A 26464-nucleotide genomic window follows, 5' to 3' on the forward strand; every position below is an offset into this window, starting at 1 on the left:
CTCAAAGACGGCGGTGCCGCGGCGGGCAATGTGCCCGCCCATGACCCCCACCATCGTGCGACCGGCGCGGAGATAGGTGCCGGCCAGTTCGTCGAGTGCCACGCCGATCGAGTGGTCATGCAGGGCGGCGGCCAGTGTCGCATCCAGACGGCGGCGCTGGCCCGGCCGGATGCTCCACTGGTACACCCGCGCGTCGAGCGTGTCCTCGTAGGGTGAGGTGGCGATCCCGGAATAGAGTTCCTGCGGCGTGTACAGCTGCCCGCGGTAGGGGTTGAACGGCACGGCCGTGAGCCGGGGAAAGATGAGGGCGCCCCGGCCGCGCAGCAAATCCTCCACACCGTCGTCGAACCTGCAGCCCAGGAAGACCGCGCCCTGGGCCTCAAGCGCCGTCAGCTGGGCCCGGCGGCCCCGCAGGTCCAGCGACTGGACATGCCAGCCGTGCATGCTGCGCGCCCCCGCCGCGACCAGCCGGTCGAAACCGGCAAGGCTCTCGACCTCCAACGTGCGGGGGCTGGGGTGAAGGCTGCGGGCGGCGCTCATGGAGCCAGCCTAGACCGTGGCCAAGCTCCCCCGTTGCGCCATCACTCCTGGTGGCCATTCCGGGATCTTGAGGCCCAAAAGTGATAGCGCAACGGGGGTGCGTGCAGGTTAGGAGACCTGGAGACCGCCGTTGATGTCATAGGTGGCCGCGGTGATGTAACCGGCGTCCGGGCCGAGCAGGAAGGCGATCAGGGCCGCCACTTCCTCGCGGCTGCCGACCCGCCCCATCATGATGCCCTCCGACAGCTGTGCCTTGCGTTCCTCGCTCAGGGTGCCGCCCATGATGTCGGTGTCGATGGGGCCGGGGGCGATGGCGTTGACCGTGACCCCGAACTCGCCCACCTCGCGGGCCAGGGCGCGGGTGAATCCGATGATCCCGGCCTTGGAGGCGCTGTAGGCGACCTTTGAGTAGGTGCCGCCGCCCCGCTGTGCCGAAATCGAGGAGATGCTCACGATCCGGCCGAGCTTGCGCTCGATCATGCCCTTGAGCACGCGCTGGGAGACGATGAAGGATCCGCGCATGTTGATGGCGAAGACCTTGTCCCATTCCTCGACAGTGGTGTCCATGAACGGCGTCGGGGAACTGATGCCGGCCAGGTTGGCCAGCGCGACGATCGGGGGCAGCGAGCCCTCGATCTCGGTGATGGCCCGGTCAACCGACGCGGCGTCGGAGACGTCCGCACCGACGCCGATGGCCTTGACCGCACGGTTGGAACCGATTTCGGCCGCAGCGGCGCTGGCGTCCTCGGCATTGATGTCCAGGATTGCGATGGACCAGCCCTCGCTGGCCAGGCGGTCGGCGGCGGCACGGCCGATGCCGCGGGCTGACGCGGCTCCGGTCAGGACCACGGTGCGTTCAGTGGGGAACGGGGTAATTGATGTCATGACGAAGATTCCTTCGGGGGGTTCGGATCAGGATACTTTGGCCGGGTCGACGGCGGCAGCCGCTGCGACCGCTGGGTCAAGGCCGGCGTCGCCTTCGGGGCGCCGGCGGGCGTACAGGTAGGTGGCCACTGCCGTGATGCACAGGCACAGGGACAGGAACAGGAGCCCGCTCTGGTTGCTTCCGGTGGCGTCCTTGAGGAGGCCGACGGCGTACGGGGAGATGAAGCCGCCGAGGTTTCCGAGGGAGTTCACCAGGGCCAGCCCGGAAGCGGCAGCCGCACCGGTCAGCGCCGCGGAGGGCATCGAGAGGAAGGGGGCGATCGCCCCGTAGATCCCCATGGCGGAGAGCGTCAGGCCGACCATCGCGAGGAACGGGTTGACCGGCAGCAGGTAGCCGGCGGCCACGAGTCCGACGCCCGCAAGCACCATGCTGACCGAGGCGTGCCAGGCACGCTTGCCGGTCCGGTCCGCGCGCTTGCTCCAGAAGTAGACGAATACTGCGGCCACGGCATAGGGGATGAAGACGATGAAGCCGACCTCTGCCGTGGAGAACTTGCCGAGGGCCGCGACGATGGTGGGCATCCACAGGCCCAGGCCGTAGATCCCGCACACCAGGCCGAAGTACAGGGCGGAGTAGACCAGGGTGCGCTTGTCCTTGAGCCCGGCCATGAAGTTGTGCTTGCCCGACTGGGACTTGGCGGCCAGTTCGGCGTCCATGGTGGCGGTGAGCCAGTTGCGCTCGTCGGCTTCGAGCCATTTGGCGTCCCGCGGACGGTCAGTCATGAGGATGGGTGTCAGCAGGCCGAGGGCGATCGCCGGGATGCCTTCGATGATGTAGAGCCACTGCCAGCCCTGGAGGCCCATGACGCCGTCCATCTGCAGCAGGAGCCCGGATACCGGGGCGCCGAGCGCGTTGGATACGGGCTGGGCAAGGATGAAGATGCCCAGCACGGTGACGCGCTGCGCGGCAGGGAACCACAGTGTCAGGTAGAACAGGATCGCCGGGAAGAACCCGGCCTCGGCGGCACCGAGCAGGAACCGGACGATGTAATACGTGGTTTCACCGTTCACCAGGCACATGGCGGTGGCGAAGATGCCCCACGTGATCAGGATGCGGGCCAGCCATTTCCGGGCTCCGAACCGGTACATGCCGGCGTTGCTKGGAACCTCCAGGAGGGCGTAGCCAAGGAAGAAGATGCCGGCGCCCAGACCGTAGGCAGCGGAGTTCAGGCCGATGTCCTCGCTCATGGTGAGTTTGGCGAATCCGACGTTGTTGCGGTCCAGGTAGGCAACGAAGTAGAGCAGGACAATCAGGGGCATGACGCGGCGGCGGACCTTGCGGAGCGTGCGGTCGCCCAGTTCGCCGAGTCCGAAGGACTTGGGGGCTAATGAAGTCATCATCGACCTTCTTAAGTGTTTTCCTGCCCTGCGGCTGTGCCGGGTGAGGAAAGCGGTGGATTGGGGTGGTCATCCTGCCCGCCTGGAAGCGCGTGCTGCAGGATTCTTGTTGAGTCAGATGTCAGACATCTGATTCAGGAACTAGCCAAAATCTTAGGATGTGATTCGGATTACGTCAAGAGTCCGGAGGCGGACGTCAGGACTTGGCGCCCCGGACGTAGCGTTCGTAGTCCGCATTGGTCTGGTCCATGTGCTCATCCATCGCCTGCCGCGAGCGCTCGGCGTCGCCGCTCAGAATGCTGTCCAGGACCCGCTGGTGGTAATCGATGGCGTGCTGCTGGATCACCTCGACGGCCGACGTTTCGCGCCGGGTCACGTACAGCAGCTGGCCCAACTGGGCGAACAGGGCCCGGACAAAGGGGTTGCCGGACGCCTTCAGGACGGCGTCGTGGAAACCAATGTCCGCCTCCACGAAGCGGTCCAGGTCGCCGGAGTCGTGGAAGCGCTTCATATCCGCGATGCACTCGCGCATGCGCTCGGCCTGCTCCGGGGTATAGCGTTTGGCGGCGAGCGCCGCGGCCCCGGTCTCCACCATCCGTCGCATCTCAATCAGTCCCACCGAGACCTGGTCGGCCGCATTGCCATGGGAGGCTGCCTTGAAGATCGCGTCCAGGCCGGTCCAGTTGTCCGTGGGATTGACGAATGTTCCCCGGCCGGCCTTCACATAGAGGATGTTTTGCGCCCGGAGGGCTTTGAGGGCCTCACGCACGGTGAGCCGGCTGACGCCGTAGGCCTTGGCAATGTCGGCCTCGGGCGGAATCGGGTTGTGGGGCAGGAGCTTTCCGTCAAGGATTTCGGTCAGCAGGCCGTCGACGAGATCGTCGACCAGTGTCCTGCGGCCCATCCCAGTTCCCACCTTCAGTCTCGTTTCGTGCTGCCATCCACATTACCCATGTCCGGGTGCGCAGCCATGTAGGCGTCGAGCTTGGCCAGCGTCTGCTCCAGGTTGGCCGGATGGCGGCGCAGGTAGCCGGCCATCCGGAGCAGGCTCTTGCCGCGGACCTGCCGCGCGTCCCATTGCTCGGTGACCAGGGTGCCAGCGGTGCCGTCCTTGCCCGTGGATGGTTCAAGCAGGTAGCGCCACACGTGGCCGTAAAAGTGCCGCCATGCAATCCGGTGGCCTTCCTCGAATTCGCAGACGGTATTGAGGATCTTGTAGTTCACCCGCATGTTCATTTGCATGCCGAACCTGGCGCGGAGGTACAGGCGCCGTGGCCCGCGCGGCTGGGTGCCCTTCACCGTGTCCGAGCCGTCGATCACGCTGTGCAGGGCAGGCGTGGCGAGCACCTCGAAGATGGCTTCGGGGGCTGCGGCGATGTACCGGCTGCGGGACACGAGATAGCGGGGATTCATCTAGTAATCCTAGTCCGCGATCGTGTTGCAGAATGAGGCATGCAGACTTCCCGCAACCCCCTTCGCGGTCGGCCGCGCATCGGCGTTCCCGTCCGCCTCAGCAGTTCCTCCGATCCCGACCCGCGCGTGGCGGAAGCCAACGCATTGTTCGAGTACATCGTGGAACTGCTGCGCGAGGGCGGCGGCGAACCGGTGCTGCTCGACGCTCCGGGGCCCGACGACGGCGGCCTCGCCGCGGCGATGGCCTGCCTTGACGGCGTCGTCCTTCCCGGCGGCGGCGACCTCGACCCCGCCCTCTACGGCGAGCTGCGCGGTGACGTCTGCTACGACGTCAGCCCTGCCCAGGACGCGCTGGATCTCGCCGTGGCGCGTCTTGCGATCGACGCCGGGCTGCCTGTGTTCGGCATCTGCCGCGGGCATCAGCTGCTCAATGTGCTTTACGGCGGGACGCTCATCCAGGACATGGCGCCGGGGACGGTGGCGCACCGCGAGCCCGCGCCGGTGCACGGGGCCGGCCCGTGGGCCTGGCATGAGGTGGCGGTGCGGGCCGGCTCCAGGGTGGCCGCGCTCTACGGCGGCGGTTCCGGTGCCGTGAACGTGAAGATCGCCTCCGGCCACCATCAGGCTGTGGCCCGGGTGGCCGGAGGATTGCGGGCGACGGCCGTGGCCGAGGACGGGACCGTCGAGGCGCTGGAGGATCCGGAGCGCTGGGTGGCCTCGGTCCAGTGGCACCCCGAGGCCCTGGAGCTCCCGGCCGGGGAACGGCTCGCGCCGTTCCGGGCCTTCGTCGAGGCGTGCCGCGCCCGGCCCYGAGCCGGACGCCCCGGGCCGTGGTCAGCTGCCGACGCTCACCGTCACCTTGACCGGGGCACCGGTGGCCAGCGATTCCTGAGCGGCATCGGCAACCCGGGAGGCCGCGACGGCGTCTTCCGGAGTGCAGGGATTCTCCCGGCGGCCAAGGATCAGGTCGACGAACGCCTCCATTTCGGAGCGGTACGCCGTCTCGAACCGCTCGGCAAACGTCAGGTGCGGCTTCCCCGCGGGGAAAGCGATCCCCGCTTCGGCGGAGGCCATGGCCGTCTTGTCGTCCAGGCCCACCATCAGCGAGCCGCGGGAGCCCTGGATTTCCAGCCGGACATCATGGCCCGCCCCGTTGTAGCGGGTCGCCGAAACCGTTCCCACGGTGCCGTCGTCGAACGTCACCACCGCGAGGGCCGTGTCCACATCGCCGGCCTCACCGATGGCCGGATCCCCGTTGTTGGAGCCCTTGGCGTAGACCTCGACGATTTCGCGGCCTGTGAGCCAGCGCAGGATGTCGAAATCGTGGACCGAGCAGTCACGGAAGAGCCCGCCGGAGCTGGCCAGGAACTCGACCGGGGGCGGCGTCATGTCGCACGTGACGGCACGCAGGGAATGGATCCAGCCGAGCTCGCCGGCCTGGTAAGCGCGGCGGGCTTCCAGGTAGCCGGCGTCGAACCGGCGCTGATGCCCGATCTGCACCACGCCGTTCCGGTCCCGGATGTAGTCGATCACCGGCAGGGCGTCGGCCACGTTCAGGGCCACGGGCTTTTCGCAAAACACCGGGATCCCGGCGTCCACGCCGGCCTTGATGAGCTCGGGGTGGGTCCCGGTTCCGGTGGCGATGACCAGGCCGTCTAGCCCCGAGGCCAGCAGCGCCTGGACCGAGGGCAGGAATTCGGCACCGAGACCGCTTGCCACCGTCCGGGCGTGCTCTTCGGCGACGTCAGTGAGGCGGAGACGGACACGGATCCCTCGTGGGTTCAGGACCTCGTTGAGGGCGGCGATGTTGTTGGCGTGCATGACCCCGATCCGCCCAACGCCGGCGAGTCCAAGGATTACGTCTTTCATACTTCCACTCTCATGTTTGGTGCGGGCACGGTGAACGCCGCACGGAAGGCCTCCAGGGCCGCATAGCTGTCGCCACTGGCCCACGCTTCCATGCCCACGGTTCCTTCGTAGCCTGCGTCCGCGAGCGCCCTGGCCACGGCCGCGTAGTTGATTTCCCCGGTTCCGGGTTCGCAACGGCCTGGAACGTCCGCCACCTGGATTTCGCCGAGGTATGGCAGGGCGGTCCGGACGAGCTCGACCAGGTTCCCCTCCCCCATTTGGGCGTGATAGAGATCCAGCATGAGCCTGGCGTTCGGGTGCCCGGCAGCCTGCACGAGCGCCAGGGTGTCCTTGGCCCGGGCCAGCGGGATGCCGGGGTGGTCCCGGATGGTGTTGAGGTTCTCGAGGCAGAACGTCACCCCGTACTTCTCACCGAGCTTCCCGAGCCGTTCCAGGGTCCGGGCGCCGGTGGCCCACATGTGTCCGCTGGAGCGGTAGACAGGCCGGGCCGCGTGGCCGTCGACGAGTTCCGCCGGGTGGACCACCAGCCGGCTGACGCCAAGTTCCAGGGCGGTGGAGATCAGGGACTCGGCGGTCCGCACCACCTCGTCCGCCGTGTCCGGATCCACGAGGCTGCCGGAGCTGTATCCGGTCATGGAGGAGAACAGCGCCCCGGTGGCCTTGAGCGCGCCGATGTCCTTGGGCCGCGAGTCCCAGAGTTCGACGTCGAAGCCGGCCTCGTGGAGCCGCCGCACCCGCTCCGTGAACGGCAGGTCCGTAAAGACCATCTCAGCGCACACGGCGAGCCGCATCAGAGGACCACGTTCTCGTTGACGGCCACTGTGTTGACCGTTGCCGGGGTCCCCCGCTTGACGGACTCAATGCAGGCCAGCGCCACGGCCAGTGCGCGCCGGGCGTCGCTGGCTCCCGGAGTGAGAGTGAAGGGCTTCGACTCCGGAGCGGTGCCGTCACGCCGGGCGCGCACGGCGTCGGCGAAGTCCGCCAGCTCGTCTGTGTAGGCCTGCCGGAAGAGCTCGATGTTCAGCCGTGGGGTGTCGGCGGACATCCCCTCGGCGGTGAACCGGCGGGCGGCGGTTTCGGTGGCGCGGCCGGCCTGGACCATGCCCTTGGAGCCGAAAATCTCGCCGCGGATGTCGTAACCGTAGAGTGCGCTGAAGTTTGCCTCGGCGACGGCGATCGCACCATTGCTGTAGCGGATGGTCACGACGGCGGTGTCCAGGAACCCCTGGTCCCGCAGTCCCGGCTCCACAAGCGCGTCGGCGACGGCGTAGACCTCCACGGGTTCGGCGCCTTCGTTGAACCAGTTCAGGGTGTCGAAGTCGTGGATCAGGGTTTCGAGGAAGATGGTCCATGCCGGGACCCTTGCGGCGTGGCCGATGCTCCCCGTGCCCGGGTCCCGGGTCAGCGAACGCAGCAGTTGCGGCTGCCCCACGATTCCGGCGGCGAGGTCCTTCTTGGCCGCTTGGAAGTCTGCGGCGTACCTGCGGTTGAAGCCGATCTGGAAGTGCACCCCAGCGGCGTCGACGGCGTCAAGGGCGGCGTCGAGCTCCTCGAGCCCCTGACCTGCGGGCTTCTCGCAGAAGACGTGCTTTCCGGCCGCTGCGGCCTGGCCGATCAGGGAGGAATGGAAACGCGCGGGGCTGGCGATGACGACGGCGTCAATCGCCGGGTCGGCCAGGAGGTCAGCGGCGTCGGCGGTCACCTTCGTGGTGCCTAGGGCGCCGGCCAGCGCCCCGGCGGATTCCAGGTTCGGATCCGCGATGGCGGCAAGGACGGCGCCGGGGACCCGGCGGGCAATGCTCTCGGCGTGGAAGGCGCCCATCCAGCCCGAGCCGATCAGCCCGATCCGCACGGGCAGGACGGCGTCGGAGGCGTTGCGGTTGAGGTAAGCCAAAGGCTTGTCCTTTCAGGAGTTGGGGCGGCGGTTACCCGTAGGTCTTGCCGGTGGTCTGGGACACGTCGGCGACTTCGCCCTGGACTTCTTTGACGACGTCGCTGTGGCCGCCGAGTTGTTCGAGTTCGTGGGCGAGTTCGGCGAGTTCTGCGCCGCCGGCCATCTGGGCGGTGAGCTCGTCGAGGGTGATGTCCTTCTTGTCGTAGTAACCGATCGATTTGCCGCGTTTGAGCAGCAGGAACCGGTCCCCGACGGGGAAGGCGTGGTGCGGGTTGTGGGTGATGAAGATGACGCCGAGGCCGCGGTCGCGGGCCTGCAGGATGTAGCGGAGCACCACGCCGGACTGCTTCACGCCCAGCGCCGCGGTGGGCTCGTCCAGGATCAGGACCTTCGCGCCGAAGTACACGGCCCGGGCGATCGCGACGCACTGGCGTTCACCGCCGGAGAGCTGGCCGATGGGCTGTTCGACGTCGCGCAGGTCGATGMCCATCGCGGCGAGTTCCTTGAGCGTGATGTCCTTCATCTTCTCGACGTCCATGCTCTTGAACGGGCCGAAGCCGGACGTGAGCTCCGAGCCGAGGAAGAAGTTCCGCCAGATCGGCATCAGCGGCACCACGGCGAGGTCCTGGTAGACCGTGGCGATCCCGACATCGAGGGCGTCCCGGGGGGAGCTGAACTTCCGCTCCTGGCCCATGATATTCAGTGTTCCGGCGTCGTGCTGGTGCAGGCCGGCGATGATCTTGATCAGCGTGGATTTGCCCGCACCGTTATCGCCCAGCACGCAGGTGACGCGGCCGTTGTCCACCGCCATGGTGACCTCGGAGAGGGCGATGATGTTCCCGTAGTGCTTCCCGACCCCGTCGAGGGAGAGCAGGTGCACCGGGGTGTGGGTGAGCGGGTCTTTTTCGTTCTGCAGCAGGGTCTGCTGGTCGATCTCTTTGGCATTCATGGTTCTCTTCGGCCCCTTCTACTTCAGTTCCGCGCGGCGCTTGACGATGAGGTTGACGATGGTGGCCAGCAGCAGCATCAGGCCCAGGAAGAACTTGAACCAGTCCGGGTTCCACTGCGCGTAGACGATGCCCTTGTTGGCCATGCCGAAGATGAACGCGCCGATCGCGCCGCCGATCGCCGAGCCGTACCCGCCGGTGAGCAGGCAGCCGCCGATCACCGCGGCGATGATGTAGAGGAACTCGTTGCCCACGCCCTCACCGGACTGCACGGTGTCGAACGCGAAGAGGTTGTGCATGCCCAGGATCCAGGCGCAGAACCCCACGGCCATGAACAAACCGATCTTGGTGGCCTTGACCGGCACGCCCACGGCGCGGGCCGCGTTCGCGTCCCCGCCGACGGCGAAGATCCAGTTCCCCACCCGGGTCCGCATCAGCACCCAGGTCGCGACCGCGACGAGCGCGAACCAGTAGAACACGGTGATCTTGATGTCGACGCCGCCGACGCTCACCGAGGAGGCGAACACCGCCCGGGCCGAGGCGAAACCGTCCATGGTCGAGATCGAGGGCGAGGACACCGAGCCGCCGATCAGCCGGGTCAGGCCCAGGTTCAGGCCGGTCAGCATCAGGAACGTGGCCAGAGTGACGATGAAGGACGGCAGCTTGGTCTTGATCAGGATCCAGCCGTTGATGAACCCGACGGACAAGGAGACCACCAGGGCCAGGCCGACGCCGACCCAGACGTTCGTGGTGAAGTACCAGCTGAACAGCGACGCGGTCAGCGCCGAGGTGATCACGGCGACACCGGTGGAGAGGTCGAACTCCCCGCCGATCATCAGCAAGGACACCCCCACCGCCATGATCCCGATCGTGGAGGACCCGTACAGGATGGTCGCCAGGGCACCGGGCTGGGTAAAGGTCGGGGACACCAACGCGAAGAAGATGAAGAGGACGATCGCGCCCACCAGGGCACCGACCTCGGGACGTCCGAGCAACTTCTGGAACGGACTGCGCTTGGCGACGCGCTCATCGGGCGCCGGCGACTTTGTCTTGGTCTGGGTGATGGTCATGATAAGTCTCCTTGCCGCCGGGCCGGCGCGAACCGGCCCGGCCAGCGGGCTGTTAGCGGACGCCCTGCTGGGCGAAGGTCAGGACATCGGCCGCATTGGATTTGTCGATGACCGCCGGGCCTGTCAGCACAGGCTGGCCGCCGCCGATCTTGAAGCCGCCGCGCTTGTTCTGCCAGATGGCGTCAACGGCTCCGTAGCCCTGCAGCCACGGCTGCTGGTCCACGGTGAACAGAACTGCACCATCCACGATCTTCTGGGCGAGCTCCGCGTTGAGGTCGAAGCTGGCAACCTTGGCAGAGCTGCCGGCGTCAGTGACCGACTTGAGGAGGGTCAGGGTGATGGGGGCGCCGAGGCCGATGATGACGTCGGCGTCCTTGGAAGCCTGAAGCTTGGCAGTCGCGGTGGACTGAACGGAGGTCATATCCTTGCCGTCGACGTAAAGGATCTCCGTTCCGGGAACCTTCGCCTTGACGCCCGCGCACCGTGCTTCAAGTCCCACGTGGCCCTGTTCCTGAATCACGCAGACCGGGTGCTTGTAGCCGTCCGCGGCCAGCTTGGTGCCCACGGCCTGACCGGCGAGCTGCTCGTTGGAACCGAAGTGGGTGAATGCTCCGAGCTGGGAGGAGACCGATTCGCCGGCGTTGAGGCTCACAATCGGTATGCCGGCGTCGGAGGCCTTCTTCAGGACGTCCTTGAGGGCTTCGGGCTTGGCGAGCGTGACCGCGATGCCGTCGACCTTCTGGTCGATGGCCTGCTGAATGAGCTGGGCCTGGCGCCCGGCTTCGGGATCGGACGTATAGAGGAGCTCAACGTTGTCCTTTGCCGATGCCTCCTCGGCGCCTTTGCGAACAATATCCCAGAAGGTGTCACCGGCTGCGGCGTGCGTGATAAGGGCGACCTTGATGCGGGAGGTGCTGGCTGCCTGGCCTCCGCCAGCCGCATTGCCTGAGTCTGCGGGCTTGCCGCCGGTGCTGGAACACGCGCTCAGGGCCAGCATGGGTACAACGGCCGCCACGAGGGTCGCCTTCCGCCACGAGAACTTGGTCACGATCAATCTCCTTTGATTCCGGGCCACGCCGGCCGCTTCATCGCGTCGGTCCATGAGCCATCTACAACCGATCATGGTGACTCCAATCACAGTTGTCAATAGTTTGTCCTGACATTAGGATGTTTGGACGTAACGAAGTGGGGTCGGAATGTCGCATTCGCAGAGCTTGCCGGGCCAGCGCCGACAGCCCGACCCCCGCAAACAAAGCCCGTCACAGCAGCCCTTGGCACCTCTTGGCAGCCCTGCTACTATCAGAAAAAGGCAGTATGTCCTATCAAGCGAACATAGCCTGACATACGCGGACAGGCCGGCACAACGGCCGCCGCGGAGCACAAGGGAGCATGTCCAGTGGCGAATCAACTGAATCTGCGGATCGACCGCTCTTCCCCGGTGCCGCTGTACCACCAAGTGGTGCAGGGCATCGAGGCAGCGATCCACACGGGGCTGCTGGAACCCGGCAGCAGGCTGGAAAACGAGATCGACCTGGCCGCCCAGCTGAACCTGTCCCGGCCCACGATGAGAAAAGCCATGGACGAGCTGGTCCGCTCGGGCCTCCTGGTCCGCAAGCGCGGCGTCGGCACCCAGGTGGTGTCCAGCCAGGTCCGCCGCCCGCTGGAACTCTCCAGCCTCTACGACGACCTGAGCAACAACGGCAGCAAGCCCACCACCGACGTGCTCAGCTTCTCGCATGAGGAGGCGGACGGCGCGATCCGGACGGCTCTGCAGCTTCCGGCCGGCGCCAAGGTCTACCACTTCACCAGGCTCCGGAAGGTGGGCGGCAAGCCGCTGGCCCTGATGGAGAACTGGGTGCGGGATGACATCACCGCCCTCGACGAGGCTTCCCTGGGCGCGCAGGGCCTCTACGCCATTCTGCGCAACGGCGGCGTGAACTTCCGCCTGGCCTCACAGCGGATCGGTGCCATGATCGCCAATGACTACCAGGCGCCACTGCTCGAGACCACCCCCGGCTCCGCCCTGGTGACCATGGAGCGGACCGCGGTGGACGACACCGGACGCATGGTGGAAACCGGCCACCACGTCTACCGGGCGGATTCCTACAGCTTTGAAATGACACTGGTCCAGAGGTAAGCGTCCAGAGTTAGGCGCCAGCGACGGGCGCAACCGGCTCCAACCCCGCACACACACGCGCCTGCCTCCGGCGCGACAACGAAAGGGCAGCTTCCATGGCCAACTGGGTCTATCCGCTCGGCACCGCCGCCGAAGACACGTGGGACATCTCCATCGGGACGTCCGACTCCAAACTGGAGGTGGACGGCTGGGCGCATACCGGGCTGAAGGTTGCCACGCTGGCAGCCGGCGCCGCCGTCGAACTCGACGCCGCGGCGGAGGAACGCATCGTGATCCCGCTCAACGGCTCTTTCGTGGCGGCCGTCGACGGGCAGGACTATCCCCTGGCCGGCCGGGTCAGCGTCTTCAGCGGCCCCAGCGACGTGCTCTACACGGGAGCCGGCAAGGCGGTGGCCATCACCTCGGCCGACGGCGGACGCGTGGCAGTCGCCACTGCCCCGGCCAAGGCCGCCTACCCGACCCGCCTCATCACGGCCGCCGAGACGCCGGTGGAACTGCGCGGGGCGGGCAACTGCTCCCGTCAGGTCCACAATTTCGGGACTCCCGCCGCGCTGGAGGCGGACCGCTTCATCGTCTGCGAGGTCCTCACGCCGGCCGGCAACTGGTCTTCCTATCCCCCRCACAAGCACGATGAGGAAAAAGACGGCGAGACCAACCTCGAGGAGATCTACTACTTCGAAACCCGGGTGACGCCCGGGGCCCCGCAACGCCCGGGCGCCGACGACGCCATCGGCTACCAGCGCGTCTACGCCTCCGACGAGCGGCCCATCGACGTTGCGGCCGAGGTCCGGACCGGCGACGTCGTCCTGGTGCCCTACGGCTGGCACGGGCCCGCCATGGCCGCCCCCGGCTACGACATGTATTACCTCAACGTCATGGCCGGACCCGGCCCGGTCCGCGAGTGGCTCATCAGCGATGACCCGCACCACGGCTGGATCCGCCAGACCTGGGAGGGCCAGGACCTGGACCCGCGACTGCCGTTCGGCCGCTAGGCCGTCAGGCCGCTGGCTGCTGGAGCGCCGGGTGCAGCTCCACCTGGTTGACCGCCGGCACCGTGCCGCCCAGGTCGATGAGCCGCTGCAGGTGCCCCGGCTCGAAATTGGACACGCCGATGGCCCTGACCCGGCCGTCGGCATGGAGTTTTTCAAGGGCCAGCCAGGAGTCGGCGTACCGGTCCGACGCCGGCGCGGGCCAGTGAATCAGGTAAAGATCCAGGTAGTCGAGACCCAGCTTGTCCAGGCTCGCGTCGAAAGCCGCCAGAGCTGGTTCGTAGCCGAGGTCGTCGATCCACAGCTTGGAGGTGATGAACAGGTCTTCCCGCGCGATCCCGGACTCGGCGAGCGCGCGGCCGGTTCCGGTTTCGTTTCCATAGATGGCGGCCGTGTCGATGCTCCGGTAGCCGGCGTCGAGCGCCGCCGCTACCGCCTCGGTGGTCTCGGCGTCGGGAATCTGAAAGACGCCGAAGCCCAGCTGCGGCATCCGCACCCCGTTATTGAGGACGATGGGGGGAATTGAACTCATGGTGTCTCCTGTGGTTGCATTCGGGAGGTCAGCGGACAACGGCTGCGGCCTCGGTAGTGTGAATGTCGGCGCTGGTTTGCGCTGCTGCCGCGGCGGGGGCGGTTGAACCGCCGGCCGTCGCCAGTCGCTTGGCCTGAGCCGCGGCGAATACCATCACTGCCAGGCCCAGCAGGGTGATCCCGGCGCCGGCCCAGATCGGCGAGGTGTAGCCGAGGCCGGCGGTAATGGTGACGCCGCCCAGCCAGGCGCCCAGGGCGTTGCCGACGTTGAAGGCGCCGATGTTGGCGCCGGAGGCCAGGGTGGGAGCGCTGCTGGCGTACTTCATGACGCGCATCTGCAGTCCCGGAACCGTGGCGAAGCCGAAGCCGCCCAGCAGCACCATAGTGGCGATGGTCACCGGCTGGTTGCCGGCTGTCAGGGCGAAGGCCACGAGCACCAGCACCAGGGCGGCGAGGACTACGAGCAGGGTGCGGTCCACGTTCTTGTCGGCCGCCTTGCCGCCGAGGGTGTTGCCGATGAAGAGCCCGACGCCGAAGAGGATCAGCAGCCACGGGACCGTGGCGGCGGAGAAGCCGGTGACCTCGGTGAGGGTAAAGGCGATGTAGGTGAAGGCGCCGAACATGCCGCCGTAGCCGAGGATGGTCACGAGGATGGAGAGCCACACCTGTCCGGAGCGGAAGGCACGGAGCTCGCCGCGCAATCCGCCCGCTGCTGGTTCGCCGGAGCCGGTTTTCGGCACGAGTGCGAGGATGCCGGCCAGGGCGAGGACACCGATCACGGTGATCGCCCAGAACGTGGAGCGCCAGCCCGCGGCCTGGCCCAGCATGGTGCCGAACGGGACACCGAGCACATTCGCAGCAGTCAGGCCGGTGAACATGATCGCGATCGCACCCGCCTTCTTAGTGGGCGCCACCATGCTCGCGGCCACCACTGCGCCGATGCCGAAGAACGCGCCGTGCGAGAGCGCGGCAATGATGCGGCCGATCATCATTACCGAGTAATCCGGCGCGAGCGCCGAGACGAGGTTGCCGGCAATGAACAGCACCATCAGCACGGCCAGCACGGGCTTGCGTTCGAAACGCGTCACGGCGGCGGTGAGACCCAGCGCCCCGACCACGACGGCGAGTGCGTAGCCGGAGATGAGCCAGCCCGCGGTGGCCTCGGAGACGTGGAAGTCTGCGGCCACTTGCGGCAGCAGGCCCATGATGACGAACTCGGTGAGTCCGATGCCGAACCCGCCGAGGGCGAGGGCTATCAGGCCAACAGGCATGGAGGTGCTCCTTACAAAGCTGTACGGGATGGGGTATGGCGCGTAAGCTAGTAGTTGCAGACGCGTTATTTATTCTTGCACAAGCAGATACAGCGCGCAAGCAACTATTATTGATGTGCCCGTCACCACCCCGACGGGCACGCGAGTTGAAGGGAAACACCTGATGGGCATCAAGGACGACGCCGTCGAGGTCCGGGCGCAAGGCTGGCGGACCCTGGCGGCCCTGCACGGGCTGATCGAGGCCGAGCTGGAGCGGTCCTTGCAGGCCGAGGCGCAGCTCTCCGTCGTGGAGTACACCGTGCTGGATGCGCTGAGCCGGCAGGACGGCTGGCACATGCGGATGCAGCAGCTGGCCCGCGCCACGGCGTTGAGCGCGAGCGCCACCACGCGCCTGGTCAACCGGCTCGAGGACCGCGGGCTGCTGACCCGGATCCTGTGCGCGGATGACCGCCGCGGAATCTACACCGAGCTCACCCCCAGCGGCATCGCCCTGCTCGAGCAGAGCAGGCCGGTCCACGACGCCACGCTGGAGCGGGCGCTGGCCGAGGCCCAGGAAATCCCCGAACTGGCGCCGCTGGTCGACGCCCTCCCCCGGCTGCACGCCGCGGCCTAGCGCGGCAACCTCCTCGCGCGAGTACGCAGAATGAACGCAGAAAGCCCCGCCGGGGACGAATCCCGGGCGGGGCTTGTGCGTGCAGGGCCTTCTTGACTGGGGCTAGACGGTGACCGGTTCCCTGGCGGCCGCTTGTTTGAAGAAGTGTTCCAGGTCCTCCAGGCTCTTGTCCTTGGTCTCCGGAATGTACTTCGCGGCAAAGGCGATGGCCCCGACGCCGAGCACAGCGAAGACGAAGAAGGTGCTGGACAGTCCGATCGCGGCGAGGAGCTGCGGGAAGCCGAAGCCAACCAGGAAGTTCACGATCCACAGCACGAAGGCCGAGGCGCCCATGCCCAGGCCGCGGATCTTCAGCGGGAAGATCTCTGAGAGCATCAGCCAGGTGACCGGTGAGATTGCACCTTGCTGGAAGGCCAGGAATGTCACGGTCAGGGCCAGGATGACGAAGCCCCGGGAGGGGCCCTCGGGGAGGATGAGAGAGAAGACGCCGATCAGGAACAGCGCCGTCGTGGTGCCGAGCTGGCCGGTGATGAGCATCCTCCGCCGTCCCACCTTGCCCAGCAGCCAGATGCCCACAAACGTGGCGAGAACGGAGATGACCCCGTTGGCGATGTTGGCCGTGAGGGCCGCTTCGCGGCCGAATCCGGACTCGGCAAGGATCTGCGTGCCGTAGTACATGATCGAGTTGACGCCCGTGATCTGCTGGATGACCGCGAGCCCGATCCCCACCACGAATATGTGCCGGAGCCACGGAACACTGAGGTCCTTCCAGGAGCCCATCTTGGCCTTGTAGTCCTCCACGGCCATGGCCTTGACTTCTTCAAATTCAGCCCGGGCCTCGGACTGGGAGCGGATCCGCCGCAGCACACTGAGGGTTTCGCCGAAGCTGCCCATCGAGGCCAGCCAGCGCGGGCTTTCGGGCATGAAGTTCATGCCGACCCAGAGCGCGATCGCCGGCAGGGTTGCAATGACCAGCATCCAGCGCCAGATCCCGCCGGCCTCGCCGAAGCTGTTGCCGAGGTAGGCGTTGAACATGAAGGCCAGCAGCTGGCCCGTGACGATCATCAGCTCGTTTTGGGTGACAATCCGTCCGCGCCGGGCACTCGGTGAGACCTCAGCCAGGTACACCGGCACCGTCACCGAGGCCCCGCCCACGGCCAGGCCGAGGATCAGGCGTGCCAGGATCATCACCTCTGTGTTCGGCGCGAAGGTACACGCAAGGGTGCCGGCGAGGAACACCACGGCCAGCACCATGATCATTTTGCGCCGGCCGTGGCGGTCCGCGAGGCGCCCGCCGAAGAGGGCGCCAAAGGCCGCCCCGAACAGCAGCGAGGAGGTCACGAGCCCTTCGGTCAGTGGCGTGAGGCCCAGGTCCACCTGCATGTACGGCAAAGCGCCGTTGATCACGCCGGTGTCGTAGCCGAAGAGCAGTCCGCCGAAAGTGGAGACGATCGTCGCGGTCCGGAGGGCCCGTTTGTGGTTGGCGGGCCCTGTCACCTCGGCGACGGGCGCCGTCATAGGCTCGCCTTCGCGATCCGCTGCTTCATGGTCTCCAGCTGGTACCGGGAGACGTCCGCGGCGTTGTCGTCCTCGGCGAAGACGCTGGAGACCATCACCGTGTCTTCACGGTCCAGGAAGCCGATCTCCTGCAGGCCGCCGAAGAACTCGTCCCAGTTGACGTCGCCGTCGCCGATTTTCAGGTGCTGGTGCACGCGGACGGGGTTGCCGGGCGGGTTGGTGATGTAACGCAGGCCGTGTGAGGCGTGGTGGTCCATCGTGTCGGCCACGTGGACCAGGCGCAGCTTGTCGCCCGCGGCCCGCATGATCTCCAGCGGTGCGTTCTTCATGTGGAAGCTGTGCGAGGCCACGTAGACCAGGCCAACATTCTTCGAGTTCAGCCCGCGGATCACCCGGATCGCGGCCAGGCCCTCCTCGACGAAGTCGTCCGGATGCGGATCGATCAGCAGGTCGATCCCCTCCCGCTCGATGATGGGGAGCAGCTCCTCCATGGAGCGGTAGAAGGCCCGCTCGGATTCCTCGGCCTTCTCCGGCCGGCCGCTGAACTCGGTGTTCATGGTGCCAACGCCCAGGTCCACGGTGATCTGGATGGCCCGTTTCCAGTAGCGGACGGCCGCCTCGCGCGCGTCCTCGTCCGGGCCGGACCAGCGCAGCACGGGCAGCACCGACGCGATTTCGATTCCCGCGTCCTTGCAGGCCGCCTTCAGCTTGCCCACGAGCTCGTCGTCGGCCTTCGGGTGGTTGAAGAAGGGGATGAAATCGGCGTGCGGGGTCATCTGCATGTACTTGTAGCCGAGGTCGGCCACCACGCGCGGGAACTCGAGGAGTCCGTGGCTGTGGTGGAACGGCGTGGGATCTAGGGCGATTTTCACGGTGAACACTCCATTGTGGATCTGGCGGGCGTGCGGCCGGCCGGCGCGTTCTTTGCAGTAGAAGGCGCCGGCCGGCGGGGTTTTAGCGGTACAGGGCGGGCTTGGCGTTGAGCTTCACGGCGACCTTTTCGCCGTTCTTCTGCGCCTCGACGCCGGCCTCGCAGCAGGCGGCCGTGGCGTAGCCGTCCCAGGCGGTCGGGCCGCCGATCTCATCGCGGAGGGCCGCGTCCACCCAGGACTGGATTTCGACGTCGTATGCCGCACCGAAACGTTCCTCGAAGCCGGGGGTGACGTTGCCGCCCCAATGGCCGTTGCTGCGGGTGTACGGGCCTTTGTCGCCGCCGATGCTGACGATGCCGTCTTCGAAGGAGGCCTGGGTGGCCACCTCGTAGCCGAACTTGGCATTGACKTAGATCTCGACGTCGGCCAGGACACCGGACTCGGTCTCGATCAGCACGTGCTGCGGGTCGTGCTGACCGGCCGGGGCGTTCCGTGTGGCCTTGCCGAGGCGGACCTGGACCGAGGTGATTTCCACGCCGGTGAAGTAGCGTATGGCGTCGAATTCGTGGACCACGGAGTCGTTGATCAGCATCTCGTTGGTGAAGCCCGCCGGGGTGGTGGGGTTCCGGTGCTGGTGGTGCAGCATGAGCAGCTCACCGAGTTCGGAGTCGCGGATGATTTTGCCGAGGGCGGCGTATTCGGCGTCGAAGCGGCGCATGAAGCCGACCTGGATGCGCTTGTGGCCCAGCTCCTGCTCGGCTTCGACAATCTTCCAGGAGGATTCGGCATCCGGGGTGAGCGGCTTCTCGCAGAGGATCGGGATGTCCTTGGCGATCGCCTTGAGCAGGATGTCCTCGTGCAGGAAACCGGGGGTGGCGATCAGTACGGCGTTGACGTCGCCGTTGTTGAGGGCCTCCTCGGCGTCGGCGAGGGCCACGGCACCGGGGATGCCTTCGATGGCGGCCTGGGCACGGGCGAGGTCGACGTCGACGACGGCGGCAACTTCGGCGCCGTGGATGCGGGTGTTGAGCCGCTGGATGTGGTCTGCGCCCATACGGCCGGCGCCGATGACAGCTACGCGGAGGGTCTTAGTCATGATCTTGTCCTCAGTTCTAGTTGACGGCGGTGCGGGAGCCGCAGGAAAGCAGGTAGTTCCGGGTGCGCTTGGCGATCGGCATCGGGACGTCGAAGGCCACGGGATACATGTCCTGTTCCACAATGCCAAAGATCGGCCGGTGGAGCGCCTCCACGGCTTCGATGACGGCGCGCAGGTCCGGCAGCCCGTTCGGCGGCTCGGTCATCACGCCGGCCAGGTTGGCGGCGGCCCACGTCATGTTTTCCTCGTTGACCTTTTTGAGGATGTCCGGGTTGATCTGCTTGAGGTGCAGGTAGCCGATCCGGTCCGGATAGTTCTTGATCAGGTCGAGGCTGGAGGCCCCGCAGTATTCGGCGTGGCCGGTATCCAGGCAGAGGTTGAGGTACTTCGGGTCCGTGGCCGCGAGCAGGGTTTCGATGTCCGCCTGCGCGCCGACGTGGGAGTCGGCGTGCGAGTGGAACTGCTGCTTCAGGCCGAAATCCTCCAAGAGGGTCTTGCCCATGCGGTTGTGGCCGGAGAACAGGTCGCTCCACGCCTTCTCGGTCAGCGTGCCGCTCTCGACGGCCTCGCCGGTGACGTCGTCGCGCCACATCGCGGGAATGACCACGATGTGTTCGCCTCCCATGGCTGCCGTGAGTTCGGCGACCTTGCGGGCCGGCTCCCAGGCTTCGTCGTACTGGTGGGCCCCGCGGTGGAATGCGGTGAACACGGTGCCGGCCGAGATCTTCAGGTCGCGCTGCTTGAGCTCTTCGGCGAGACGGGCCGGATCGGTGGGGAGGTAGCCGTAGGGGCCGAGCTCGATCCACTTGTAGCCGGATTCGGCGACCTCGTCGAGGAAGCGTTCCCACGGGGTCTGCTGGGGGTCATCCGGGAACCAGACGCCCCAGGAGTCCGGCGCGGTGCCGATGATCAGCTTGTTCTCTGTCATTTCCATTCCTTCTCATCGGTTGCTCCGCAGGTGCCGTTTTGGACGCTCAAAACGGCGGTTGCGGAGCGATCGATCGCGGTTGTTGGGTGGCGGTGGATGGGCCCACGCCGCCAGGGTTCCCTGGCCGTGGGGCCCCACCGGCGAGGGCCCCTGCCTGAGCTTGCGAAGGCTGGGAGCCGGTGGGGACTTGCGAGGCGAGGGGGGCGGTGGGGACTAGTTGGACGGGAAGTTGTAGGAGGCGCCGGAGGCGTGCGTGGGTTCGGGCCAGCGCGAGGTGACCACCTTGCCGCGGGTGTAGAAGGAGACGCCTTCGGGGCCGTAGATGTGCTTGTCGCCGAACAGCGAAGCCTTCCAGCCGCCGAAGGAGTGGTACGCCACCGGCACGGGCAGCGGCACGTTGATGCCGATCATGCCCACGGTGACGGAGCGCTGGAACTTCCGGGCCGCGGCGCCGGATGAGGTGAAGATGGCGGTGCCGTTGCCGTAGGGGTTGGAGTTGATCAGGGCGATGCCGGCGTCGAGGTCCTCGACGCGGACCACGACCAGGACGGGGCCGAAGATTTCCTCCGTGTAGGCGGTCATCCCGGCCGTGACGTGGTCCAGGACGGTGGGGCCGACCCAGAACCCGTCTTCGTGGCCGGGGACCACGAGGTCGCGGCCGTCCACCACCATCGCGGCGCCGGCTGTTTCGGCTTCGGTGACGATCTTCACGATGCGTTCCTTGGACGCCGGCGTGATGACCGGGCCCATTTCGGCGTCGGGCACGGTGCCGTTGTTGACCTTGACGGCCAGGGCGCGCTCTTCGACCTTCTTGACCAGCAGGTCGGCGGCGTCGCCGACGGCGACGGCGACTGAGATGGCCATGCAGCGTTCCCCGGCGGAGCCGAACGCGGCGGCGGCCAGGTGGTCGGCAGCGTTGTCGAGGTCGGCGTCGGGCAGGATGATCGCGTGGTTCTTCGCGCCGCCCAGGGCCTGGACGCGCTTGCCGTGGGCGGTGGCGGTCTCGTGGACGTACCGGGCGATCGGGGTGGAACCGACGAAGGAGATGCCGTCCACGTCCGGGTGGGTCAGGAGGCCGTCGACCGTTTCCTTGTCGCCGTGCAGGACCTGGAAGACGCCGTCGGGCAGCCCGGCCTGCTTCCACAGCTTGGCGAGCAGCATGGAGGCGGAGGGGTCGCGCTCGGAGGGCTTGAGGATGAAGGCGTTGCCCGTGGCAATCGCCATCGGGGCCATCCACAGCGGGACCATGACAGGGAAGTTGAACGGGGTGATGCCGGCGACGACGCCGAGCGGCTCGCGGAAGGAGAAAACGTCGATGCCGGTGGAGACCTGGTCCGAGTAGTCGCCCTTGAGCAGCTGCGGGATGCCGCAGGCGAACTCGATGACCTCGAGTCCGCGGCCGATCTCGCCCTTGGCGTCGGAGAGGACCTTGCCGTGTTCGGCGGTGATCAGTTCGGCGAGCTCGTCCACGTGGGAGGCGACGAGTTCGCGGAACTTGAACAGCACCGCGGTGCGCTTGGCCAGGGAGATGTCGCCCCAGGAATCGGCGGCAGCGCGGGCGGCGGCGACGGTGGTGTCCAGGTCGGTCCGGTTGGCCAGCCGCAGCTCTGCGGAGACGGCGCCGGTGGCCGGGTTGTAGACGGGCTGGGTGCGGGTACCCTCACCGGCGGTTTCGGCGCCGTTGATGAAGTGGTGGATGGTTTTGGTGGCGGTGACGGTAGTCATGGGAATGTCCTTGGGAGTTGGAATCTGGGATGGCTCAGGGAGCCGGGGTCAGCCGAGCAGCTTGCGCTGGCGGCTCTTGTGGTCGGTGTAGGTCTGGAAAGCCTGTTTCGTCGAGTCGAGCTCGGAGACCTGGGAGACCGGAACGTCCCACCACGACTCGGAGCTGGGGGCATCCAGCAGCGGGTCGGATTCAACGTGGATGACGATCGGGCCGCCACGTTCTGGGGCGGCCTTGGCGTCCCGGACGGCCTGCTCGAGCTCGGCGATGACCTTCTCCCCCGGTTCGATCCGGATCACCTTCACGCCGAGGCTTTCGGCGTTCAGGGCCAGGTCCACCGGGAGCCGGTCGCCGTCGTCGAAGCTGTGGTGTTCCTCATCCAGCGCCCGGTACTGGGTGCCGAAGCGCTGGGATCCGAGCGATTCGGAAAGCGAACCGATGGAGGCGTAGCCGTGGTTCTGGATCAGGACCACGATCAGCTTGATCCGCTCGGCGACGGCGGTGACGAGTTCGGTGTGCATCATCAGATAGGAGCCGTCCCCCACCATGACGACGACGTCGCGCTGCGTGCCGCCCTTGGCGGCTTCGGCCAGGGCGGCGCGCTTGACCCCGAGGCCGCCCGGGATCTCGTAGCCCATGCAGGAGTAGGCGTATTCGACGTGGTAGCCGAACGGGTCCCGGACGCGCCACATCTTGTGCAGGTCACCGGGGAGTGAGCCGGCGGCGCAGATGACGACGTCCTGGGCGTCCATGGCGCGGTTCGTGGCGCCAATGATCTCGTTCTGCGCCGGCAGCGGCGTGAACCGCGTGTCGAATGCCTCGTCCACGGTGGCGTCCCAGCGTTTCTTCTCGGCCGCGATCCGCTGCTCGAGGTCCGCGCCGATGCGGTAGCCGCCGAGGGCCTGGTTCAGTTTGACGAGGGCCTTTCGGGCGTCGGCCACGATCGGCAGTGAGGTGCCGTGCTTGTAGGCGTCGAGGGCGGCGACGTTGATGTTGAGGAATTTCACGTCCGGGTTCTGGAACGCGGTCCGGGAGGCGGTGGTGAAGTCCTCGTAACGGGTACCGATCCCGATGATGAGGTCGGCCTCGGCGGCGATGGCGTTGGCCGCCGTCGTGCCGGTGGAGCCGATGGCCCCGAGGGAGAACTTGTGGTCCCAGTGCAGCACGCCGACGCCGGCCTGGGTGTTGCCGACCGGGATGCCGGTCAGCTCGGCGAACTTCGCGAGTTCCTCGTTGGCGTAGGCGTAGAGCACACCGCCGCCGGCGATGATCAGCGGGCGCTTGGCGGCGCGGATCGCCTCGGCGGCGCGGCGGATGTCCTCGTCGTCGGCGTCCGGGCGGCGGATCCGCCATTCGCGTTCGGCGAGGAATTCCTCGGGCACGTCAAAGGCCTCGGCCTGGACGTCTTGGGGCAGCGAGATGGTGACGGCACCGGTCTCGGCCGGGTCGGTGAGGACACGGAGTCCGTGGTGGAACGCGGAAAACAGCTGCTCGGGCCGGGAGACGCGGTCRAAGAACTTCGACAGGGGCCGGAACGCGTCRTTGACGGTGATGTCGTAGGCGTAGGGCTGTTCGAGCTGTTGCAGCACGGGGTCGGCGGCGCGGGTCGCGAACGTGTCACTCGGCAGCAGCAGGACCGGCAGCCGGTTGGTGGTGGCCAGCGCCGCGCCGGTGAGCAGGTTCGAGGAGCCCGGACCGATCGAGGTGCTGATCGCGAAGGTCTGGCGGCGGCGGGTGTGGCGGGCGAAGCCGACCGCCTGGTGGGACTGGGCCTGTTCGTTGCGGCCCTGGTAGTACGGCATGATCGTCGGATCGAGCTGCTGGTACTGCTTGAGGGCCTGGCCGACGCCGGCGACGTTGCCGTGGCCGAAGATGCCGAACGTGCCCGGAATCAGGCGTTCCCGGAAGTCCTGGCCGCCGGCCGAATCGACGGTGTACTGCTTGGACAGGTATTCAACGACGGCCTGCGCGACCGTCATTCTGCGTGTTCCTGATGCCGTGCTCATTCCCATGGGAAGCTACTCCGATACTTCTTTGGTGCGGGTGGATTCGGTGTGGTGCAGCAGCGAGGCCGCGGTTGCCACGGCGCCGGCGACGTCGCCGTCCTGCGGGTAGAGCAGGGTCCGGCCGACGGTGAGGCCCTGAACGCCGGGCAAGGCGAGGGCAGTCTGCCAGCTGGCGAACACCTCGTCCTGGCCAGCGTCCGGGTCTCCGCCGAGGAGCACGGTGGGCATCGTGGTGGACGCCATGACGCGTTCCATCTCGGCCACCACGGGGAGCTTCATCCAGGTGTAGGCGCTGCTCGCGCCGAGGCCTTCGGCGATGGCGACTGACTTGATGACGGCATTGGTGGAGAGGTCGTTGCGGACCTTCCCGTTTTCGCGGACGGAGAGGAACGGTTCCRCCATGGCGATCAGCCTGCGTTCGGCGAGGGAGTCGATGGCCCTCGCGGTCGCTTCGAGGGTGGCGACAGTGTCCGGGTCGCCGAGGCAGATGCGGGTCAGCATCTTGCCGCCGTCGGCGCCCAGGGCCTCGAGCGCGGCCGCGGTGTGGCCGGTAAAGCGGTCATCGAATTCGTTCACCAGGCCGGAGAGTCCGCCACGGTTCATCGAGCCGAAGAGCAGCTTGCCCTCGAGCGCGCCGAGCAGGAGCAGATCGTCCATGATGTCCGGCGAGGCGAGGACACCGTCCACGTCCGGGTTGGCCAGGGCGATCTGCAGGCGGTCCAGGAGCTGGCGGCGGTCGGCCATGGCCACCGGATCGTTTCCGACGGCGAGCGCGCCGCGGGCAGGGTGGTCGGCGGCGACAATGAAGTTCTGCCGGTGGGCCCTGACACCGGGGTGGCGGCGCCGGGCCTTGGCGGCGCGGGCAATCGCTTCCGGGTCTTCGAGCCGGATAATGCTCAGGTGCTCGTAGCGGCGGGGATCGTCGTTCACCGCACGGGTGGCGACGGCTGGGTTTGCACTCACAGTGCTGCTCCTTCGGTGGCGTAGGTACCCGGCAGCAGGCGGCCGCGGTCGGCGAGCAGGCCGGTGACTTCGTCCGGCGTCGGCATCGCGTCGGCGCAGGACAGGCGGGAGGCGACGAGGGCGCCGGCGGCGTTGGCGAAGTCGAGAACCTGTGCCAGGGGCCAGCCGGAGAGCAGGCCGTGACAGAAGGCCCCGCCAAAGGAGTCGCCGGCGCCGAGGCCGTTGACAGTTTCCACGGGCACCGGGGCAGAGACCACACGCTCGGTGCGGGTCTTGGCCATGACCCCTTCAGGGCCCAGCTTCACGACGGCGATTTCGACGCCGGCCGCGAGCAGCCGGTCCGCCTGTTCGTCCGGGGTGCCTTCCCCGACAGCGACGGCGCATTCCTTGTCGTTGCCGATCGCGACGGTGACGTGCGGCAGGATCCTGGCGACCTGTTCCCGGGCTTCCTCCTCGGAAGCCCAGAACATCGGCCGGTAGTCGAGGTCCAGGATGGTGAACTGGCCTTCCTTGAGCCCGGTGCGGGGCCGTGCCTCGTGGGCCGTGAGCTGGGCAGTGCGGCTGGGCTCCTGGCAGAGTCCGGTGACGGTGGACCAGAAGATCCCGGCGTCCCTGATGGCGTCCAGGTCCAGTTCCTCGGCCTTGATCTGCAGGTCCGGTGCCGTGGGGAAGCGTCCATAGAAGTAGAGCGGGAAGTCCTCCGGCGGCTTGATGGCGCAGAACGTGACGGCGGTGGGCCATTCCTTGACCGCCGTGACGAAGGAGTCGTCCACGTTGAATTTGCGCAGTTCGCGGTGCAGGTACTTGCCGAAGGCGTCGTCGCCGGTGCGGGTGATGACGGCGGTGCGGCGGCCATGGCGGGCGGCGGCGACAGCTACGTTGGATGGGGATCCGCCAAGGTACTTTCCGAAGGACGTGACATCCTCCAGATCCACCCCGATGTCGTTCGGGTAGATATCAACACTGATGCGCCCGATCGTGAGCAGTTCGTGGGTCACGGTGATCGTGGACCTTTCTGGTGTGGACTCGATACCTTTGCGCAGCCTGAGCTTCGGCGTTTCTGCGGTGCTTATTCGGTGCTTTGGGGCCTGGCGTGAGCCGGGCCACAACCACTACTTTGCCTTAGAATCCATGTACTGTCAAAGGTTTGTACTGACATATTTACAACATGACACGGGGACTTCAAGTGACGCCCCGCGCGGCGCCGCGGCGGCGGAGCAGGCGCCGGTATTACCCCGGTGGCTACCTGGCGGGAATGCCGAGTTCGCCGGTGACGTACTGGGCCTGCCCGAAACCGAACGACCAGTCCCCCGCGGTGTTCTCGACGTATCCGATGAAAACGTCCTCGCCGGCGACCCCCGCGGCGGCCAGCCTGTCCGCGATGGCGGCAAACAGGGACTGCTTGGCGGACTGGCTGCGCCCGGCCTGGGTGAAGATCTGGATCATCACCACGTCCGGCGTCCGCTCGAAGCCGAGCCCGGCATCCTGGGCAACAATTTGCCCCACGGGATGCTCGGTCAGCACGTGGAAGTAGTCCCGCTCCGGAATGCCAAATTCGGCCACGATCGCGCTGTGGATGCCCTGGCTGAGTCCGCGGAGCTGCTCCGCGCCGCGGCCCTGGTTGACGTCAATTCGTACGAGAGGCACTCGCATCTCCTTCACTAGTTTGTCCTGACATACTAACAAAGTAATTCGGAGCTACGCAAGGATTCCGTGACAGCACACAGCAACTTGGGGTCACTTAGCGCCCGTCCCAGCCCCTCAGGACGGGCCCTCAGTGACCCCGCGTTGGGTATTGCGC

General features: G+C 67.0%; 24 protein-coding genes and 2 pseudogenes. 4 read left to right on the forward strand and 22 right to left on the reverse strand.

Going from position 1 to position 26464, the window contains the following annotated elements:
* From AC1D1S_RS07855 to AC1D1S_RS07875, 5 genes and pseudogenes are all read right to left on the reverse strand, one after another.
* A pseudogene (locus AC1D1S_RS07855) lies at positions 1–540 on the reverse strand (LOG family protein); the annotation flags it as partial.
* A 108-nt stretch (positions 541–648) separates the two neighbouring features.
* A complete protein-coding gene (locus AC1D1S_RS07860) occupies positions 649–1425 on the reverse strand; it encodes an SDR family NAD(P)-dependent oxidoreductase (protein WP_476994170.1) in 777 nt (258 codons plus the stop codon).
* A 27-nt stretch (positions 1426–1452) separates the two neighbouring features.
* Positions 1453–2826 (reverse strand): MFS transporter, encoded by a 1374-nt coding sequence (locus AC1D1S_RS07865; protein ID WP_372702868.1) that lies wholly within the window; start codon positions 2824–2826, stop codon positions 1453–1455.
* A 193-nt stretch (positions 2827–3019) separates the two neighbouring features.
* Positions 3020–3727 (reverse strand): FadR/GntR family transcriptional regulator, encoded by a 708-nt coding sequence (locus AC1D1S_RS07870; protein ID WP_079550394.1) that lies wholly within the window; start codon positions 3725–3727, stop codon positions 3020–3022.
* A 14-nt stretch (positions 3728–3741) separates the two neighbouring features.
* On the reverse strand, positions 3742–4236 hold the full coding sequence (locus AC1D1S_RS07875) for an SRPBCC family protein (protein ID WP_028275618.1): 495 nt from the start codon (positions 4234–4236) through the stop codon (positions 3742–3744).
* 39 nt (positions 4237–4275) lie between these two features.
* On the opposite strand from AC1D1S_RS07875, the pseudogene AC1D1S_RS07880 reads away from it, so the two are divergent.
* A pseudogene (locus tag AC1D1S_RS07880) lies at positions 4276–4944 on the forward strand (gamma-glutamyl-gamma-aminobutyrate hydrolase family protein); the annotation flags it as partial.
* A gap of 126 nt (positions 4945–5070) precedes the next feature.
* Here the strand turns inward: AC1D1S_RS07880 and AC1D1S_RS07885 are convergent.
* Genes AC1D1S_RS07885 through AC1D1S_RS07910 form a run of 6 tightly spaced genes read right to left on the reverse strand, consistent with a single transcriptional unit; the run spans position 5071 to position 11064 of the window.
* Complete coding sequence (locus AC1D1S_RS07885; protein WP_476943298.1) at positions 5071–6105, reverse strand: Gfo/Idh/MocA family oxidoreductase; 1035 nt, start codon at positions 6103–6105, stop codon at positions 5071–5073.
* A complete protein-coding gene (locus tag AC1D1S_RS07890) occupies positions 6102–6896 on the reverse strand; it encodes a TIM barrel protein (protein WP_476943299.1) in 795 nt (264 codons plus the stop codon). Before AC1D1S_RS07890 ends, AC1D1S_RS07885 begins: the two co-directional genes overlap by 4 nt.
* Positions 6896–7999 carry a Gfo/Idh/MocA family oxidoreductase gene (locus AC1D1S_RS07895; protein ID WP_476943300.1) on the reverse strand — a complete coding sequence of 368 codons (1104 nt, stop codon included), beginning with the start codon at positions 7997–7999 and terminating at the stop codon, positions 6896–6898. The genes AC1D1S_RS07890 and AC1D1S_RS07895 overlap by 1 nt, the downstream gene beginning before the upstream one ends.
* A gap of 31 nt (positions 8000–8030) precedes the next feature.
* Positions 8031–8948: an ATP-binding cassette domain-containing protein gene (locus tag AC1D1S_RS07900; protein ID WP_476994171.1), complete on the reverse strand. Its 918-nt coding sequence runs from the start codon at positions 8946–8948 to the stop codon at positions 8031–8033.
* 18 nt (positions 8949–8966) lie between these two features.
* Positions 8967–10016 carry an ABC transporter permease gene (locus AC1D1S_RS07905; protein WP_028275613.1) on the reverse strand — a complete coding sequence of 350 codons (1050 nt, stop codon included), beginning with the start codon at positions 10014–10016 and terminating at the stop codon, positions 8967–8969.
* 52 nt (positions 10017–10068) lie between these two features.
* The gene (locus AC1D1S_RS07910; RefSeq protein ID WP_028275612.1) at positions 10069–11064 is read right to left on the reverse strand and encodes a substrate-binding domain-containing protein; all 996 of its coding nucleotides are present in this window, start codon (positions 11062–11064) and stop codon (positions 10069–10071) included.
* Positions 11065–11412: 348 nt separating this feature from the next.
* On the opposite strand from AC1D1S_RS07910, the gene AC1D1S_RS07915 reads away from it, so the two are divergent.
* Positions 11413–12153 carry a GntR family transcriptional regulator gene (locus AC1D1S_RS07915; protein ID WP_243181584.1) on the forward strand — a complete coding sequence of 247 codons (741 nt, stop codon included), beginning with the start codon at positions 11413–11415 and terminating at the stop codon, positions 12151–12153.
* Positions 12154–12248: 95 nt separating this feature from the next.
* Positions 12249–13145: a 5-deoxy-glucuronate isomerase gene (gene iolB, locus AC1D1S_RS07920; protein WP_476943301.1), complete on the forward strand. Its 897-nt coding sequence runs from the start codon at positions 12249–12251 to the stop codon at positions 13143–13145.
* 4 nt (positions 13146–13149) lie between these two features.
* On the opposite strand, the gene AC1D1S_RS07925 is transcribed toward iolB, so the two are convergent.
* Together AC1D1S_RS07925 and AC1D1S_RS07930 are read right to left on the reverse strand one after the other, a co-directional pair.
* Entirely contained in the window at positions 13150–13674 is a 525-nt protein-coding gene (locus AC1D1S_RS07925; RefSeq protein WP_476994172.1) for an aldo/keto reductase, read from the reverse strand.
* 28 nt (positions 13675–13702) lie between these two features.
* Complete coding sequence (locus tag AC1D1S_RS07930; RefSeq protein ID WP_243181587.1) at positions 13703–14944, reverse strand: MFS transporter; 1242 nt, start codon at positions 14942–14944, stop codon at positions 13703–13705.
* A 163-nt stretch (positions 14945–15107) separates the two neighbouring features.
* On the opposite strand from AC1D1S_RS07930, the gene AC1D1S_RS07935 reads away from it, so the two are divergent.
* Positions 15108–15557: a MarR family winged helix-turn-helix transcriptional regulator gene (locus AC1D1S_RS07935; RefSeq protein WP_243181588.1), complete on the forward strand. Its 450-nt coding sequence runs from the start codon at positions 15108–15110 to the stop codon at positions 15555–15557.
* 102 nt (positions 15558–15659) lie between these two features.
* On the opposite strand, the gene AC1D1S_RS07940 is transcribed toward AC1D1S_RS07935, so the two are convergent.
* The 9 genes from AC1D1S_RS07940 to AC1D1S_RS07980 form a co-directional block, all read right to left on the reverse strand.
* Positions 15660–17075, reverse strand: coding sequence for a sugar porter family MFS transporter (locus AC1D1S_RS07940; RefSeq protein WP_476994173.1), 1416 nt, complete (start codon positions 17073–17075; stop codon positions 15660–15662).
* Positions 17072–17947: a sugar phosphate isomerase/epimerase family protein gene (locus AC1D1S_RS07945; RefSeq protein WP_243181590.1), complete on the reverse strand. Its 876-nt coding sequence runs from the start codon at positions 17945–17947 to the stop codon at positions 17072–17074. The genes AC1D1S_RS07940 and AC1D1S_RS07945 overlap by 4 nt, the downstream gene beginning before the upstream one ends.
* Before the next feature lie 82 nt (positions 17948–18029).
* Entirely contained in the window at positions 18030–19043 is a 1014-nt protein-coding gene (locus AC1D1S_RS07950; RefSeq protein ID WP_476994174.1) for a Gfo/Idh/MocA family protein, read from the reverse strand.
* Between the two features lie 16 nt (positions 19044–19059).
* Entirely contained in the window at positions 19060–19971 is a 912-nt protein-coding gene (locus AC1D1S_RS07955; RefSeq protein WP_476994175.1) for a sugar phosphate isomerase/epimerase family protein, read from the reverse strand.
* Between the two features lie 213 nt (positions 19972–20184).
* Positions 20185–21696 (reverse strand): CoA-acylating methylmalonate-semialdehyde dehydrogenase, encoded by a 1512-nt coding sequence (locus tag AC1D1S_RS07960; RefSeq protein WP_476946499.1) that lies wholly within the window; start codon positions 21694–21696, stop codon positions 20185–20187.
* Positions 21697–21744: 48 nt separating this feature from the next.
* Complete coding sequence (gene iolD / locus AC1D1S_RS07965; protein WP_476994176.1) at positions 21745–23673, reverse strand: 3D-(3,5/4)-trihydroxycyclohexane-1,2-dione acylhydrolase (decyclizing); 1929 nt, start codon at positions 23671–23673, stop codon at positions 21745–21747.
* A 39-nt stretch (positions 23674–23712) separates the two neighbouring features.
* Positions 23713–24663, reverse strand: a complete 951-nt coding sequence (locus tag AC1D1S_RS07970; protein WP_476994177.1) for a Cgl0159 family (beta/alpha)8-fold protein — start codon at positions 24661–24663, stop codon at positions 23713–23715.
* Positions 24660–25661: a 5-dehydro-2-deoxygluconokinase gene (gene iolC / locus AC1D1S_RS07975; protein ID WP_028275599.1), complete on the reverse strand. Its 1002-nt coding sequence runs from the start codon at positions 25659–25661 to the stop codon at positions 24660–24662. The genes AC1D1S_RS07970 and iolC overlap by 4 nt, the downstream gene beginning before the upstream one ends.
* Positions 25662–25905: 244 nt before the next feature.
* Positions 25906–26310, reverse strand: coding sequence for a tautomerase family protein (locus AC1D1S_RS07980; protein WP_476943309.1), 405 nt, complete (start codon positions 26308–26310; stop codon positions 25906–25908).
* Positions 26311–26464 lie beyond the last annotated feature (154 nt).

This window comes from Arthrobacter sp. P1_A5 (assembly GCF_056406825.1).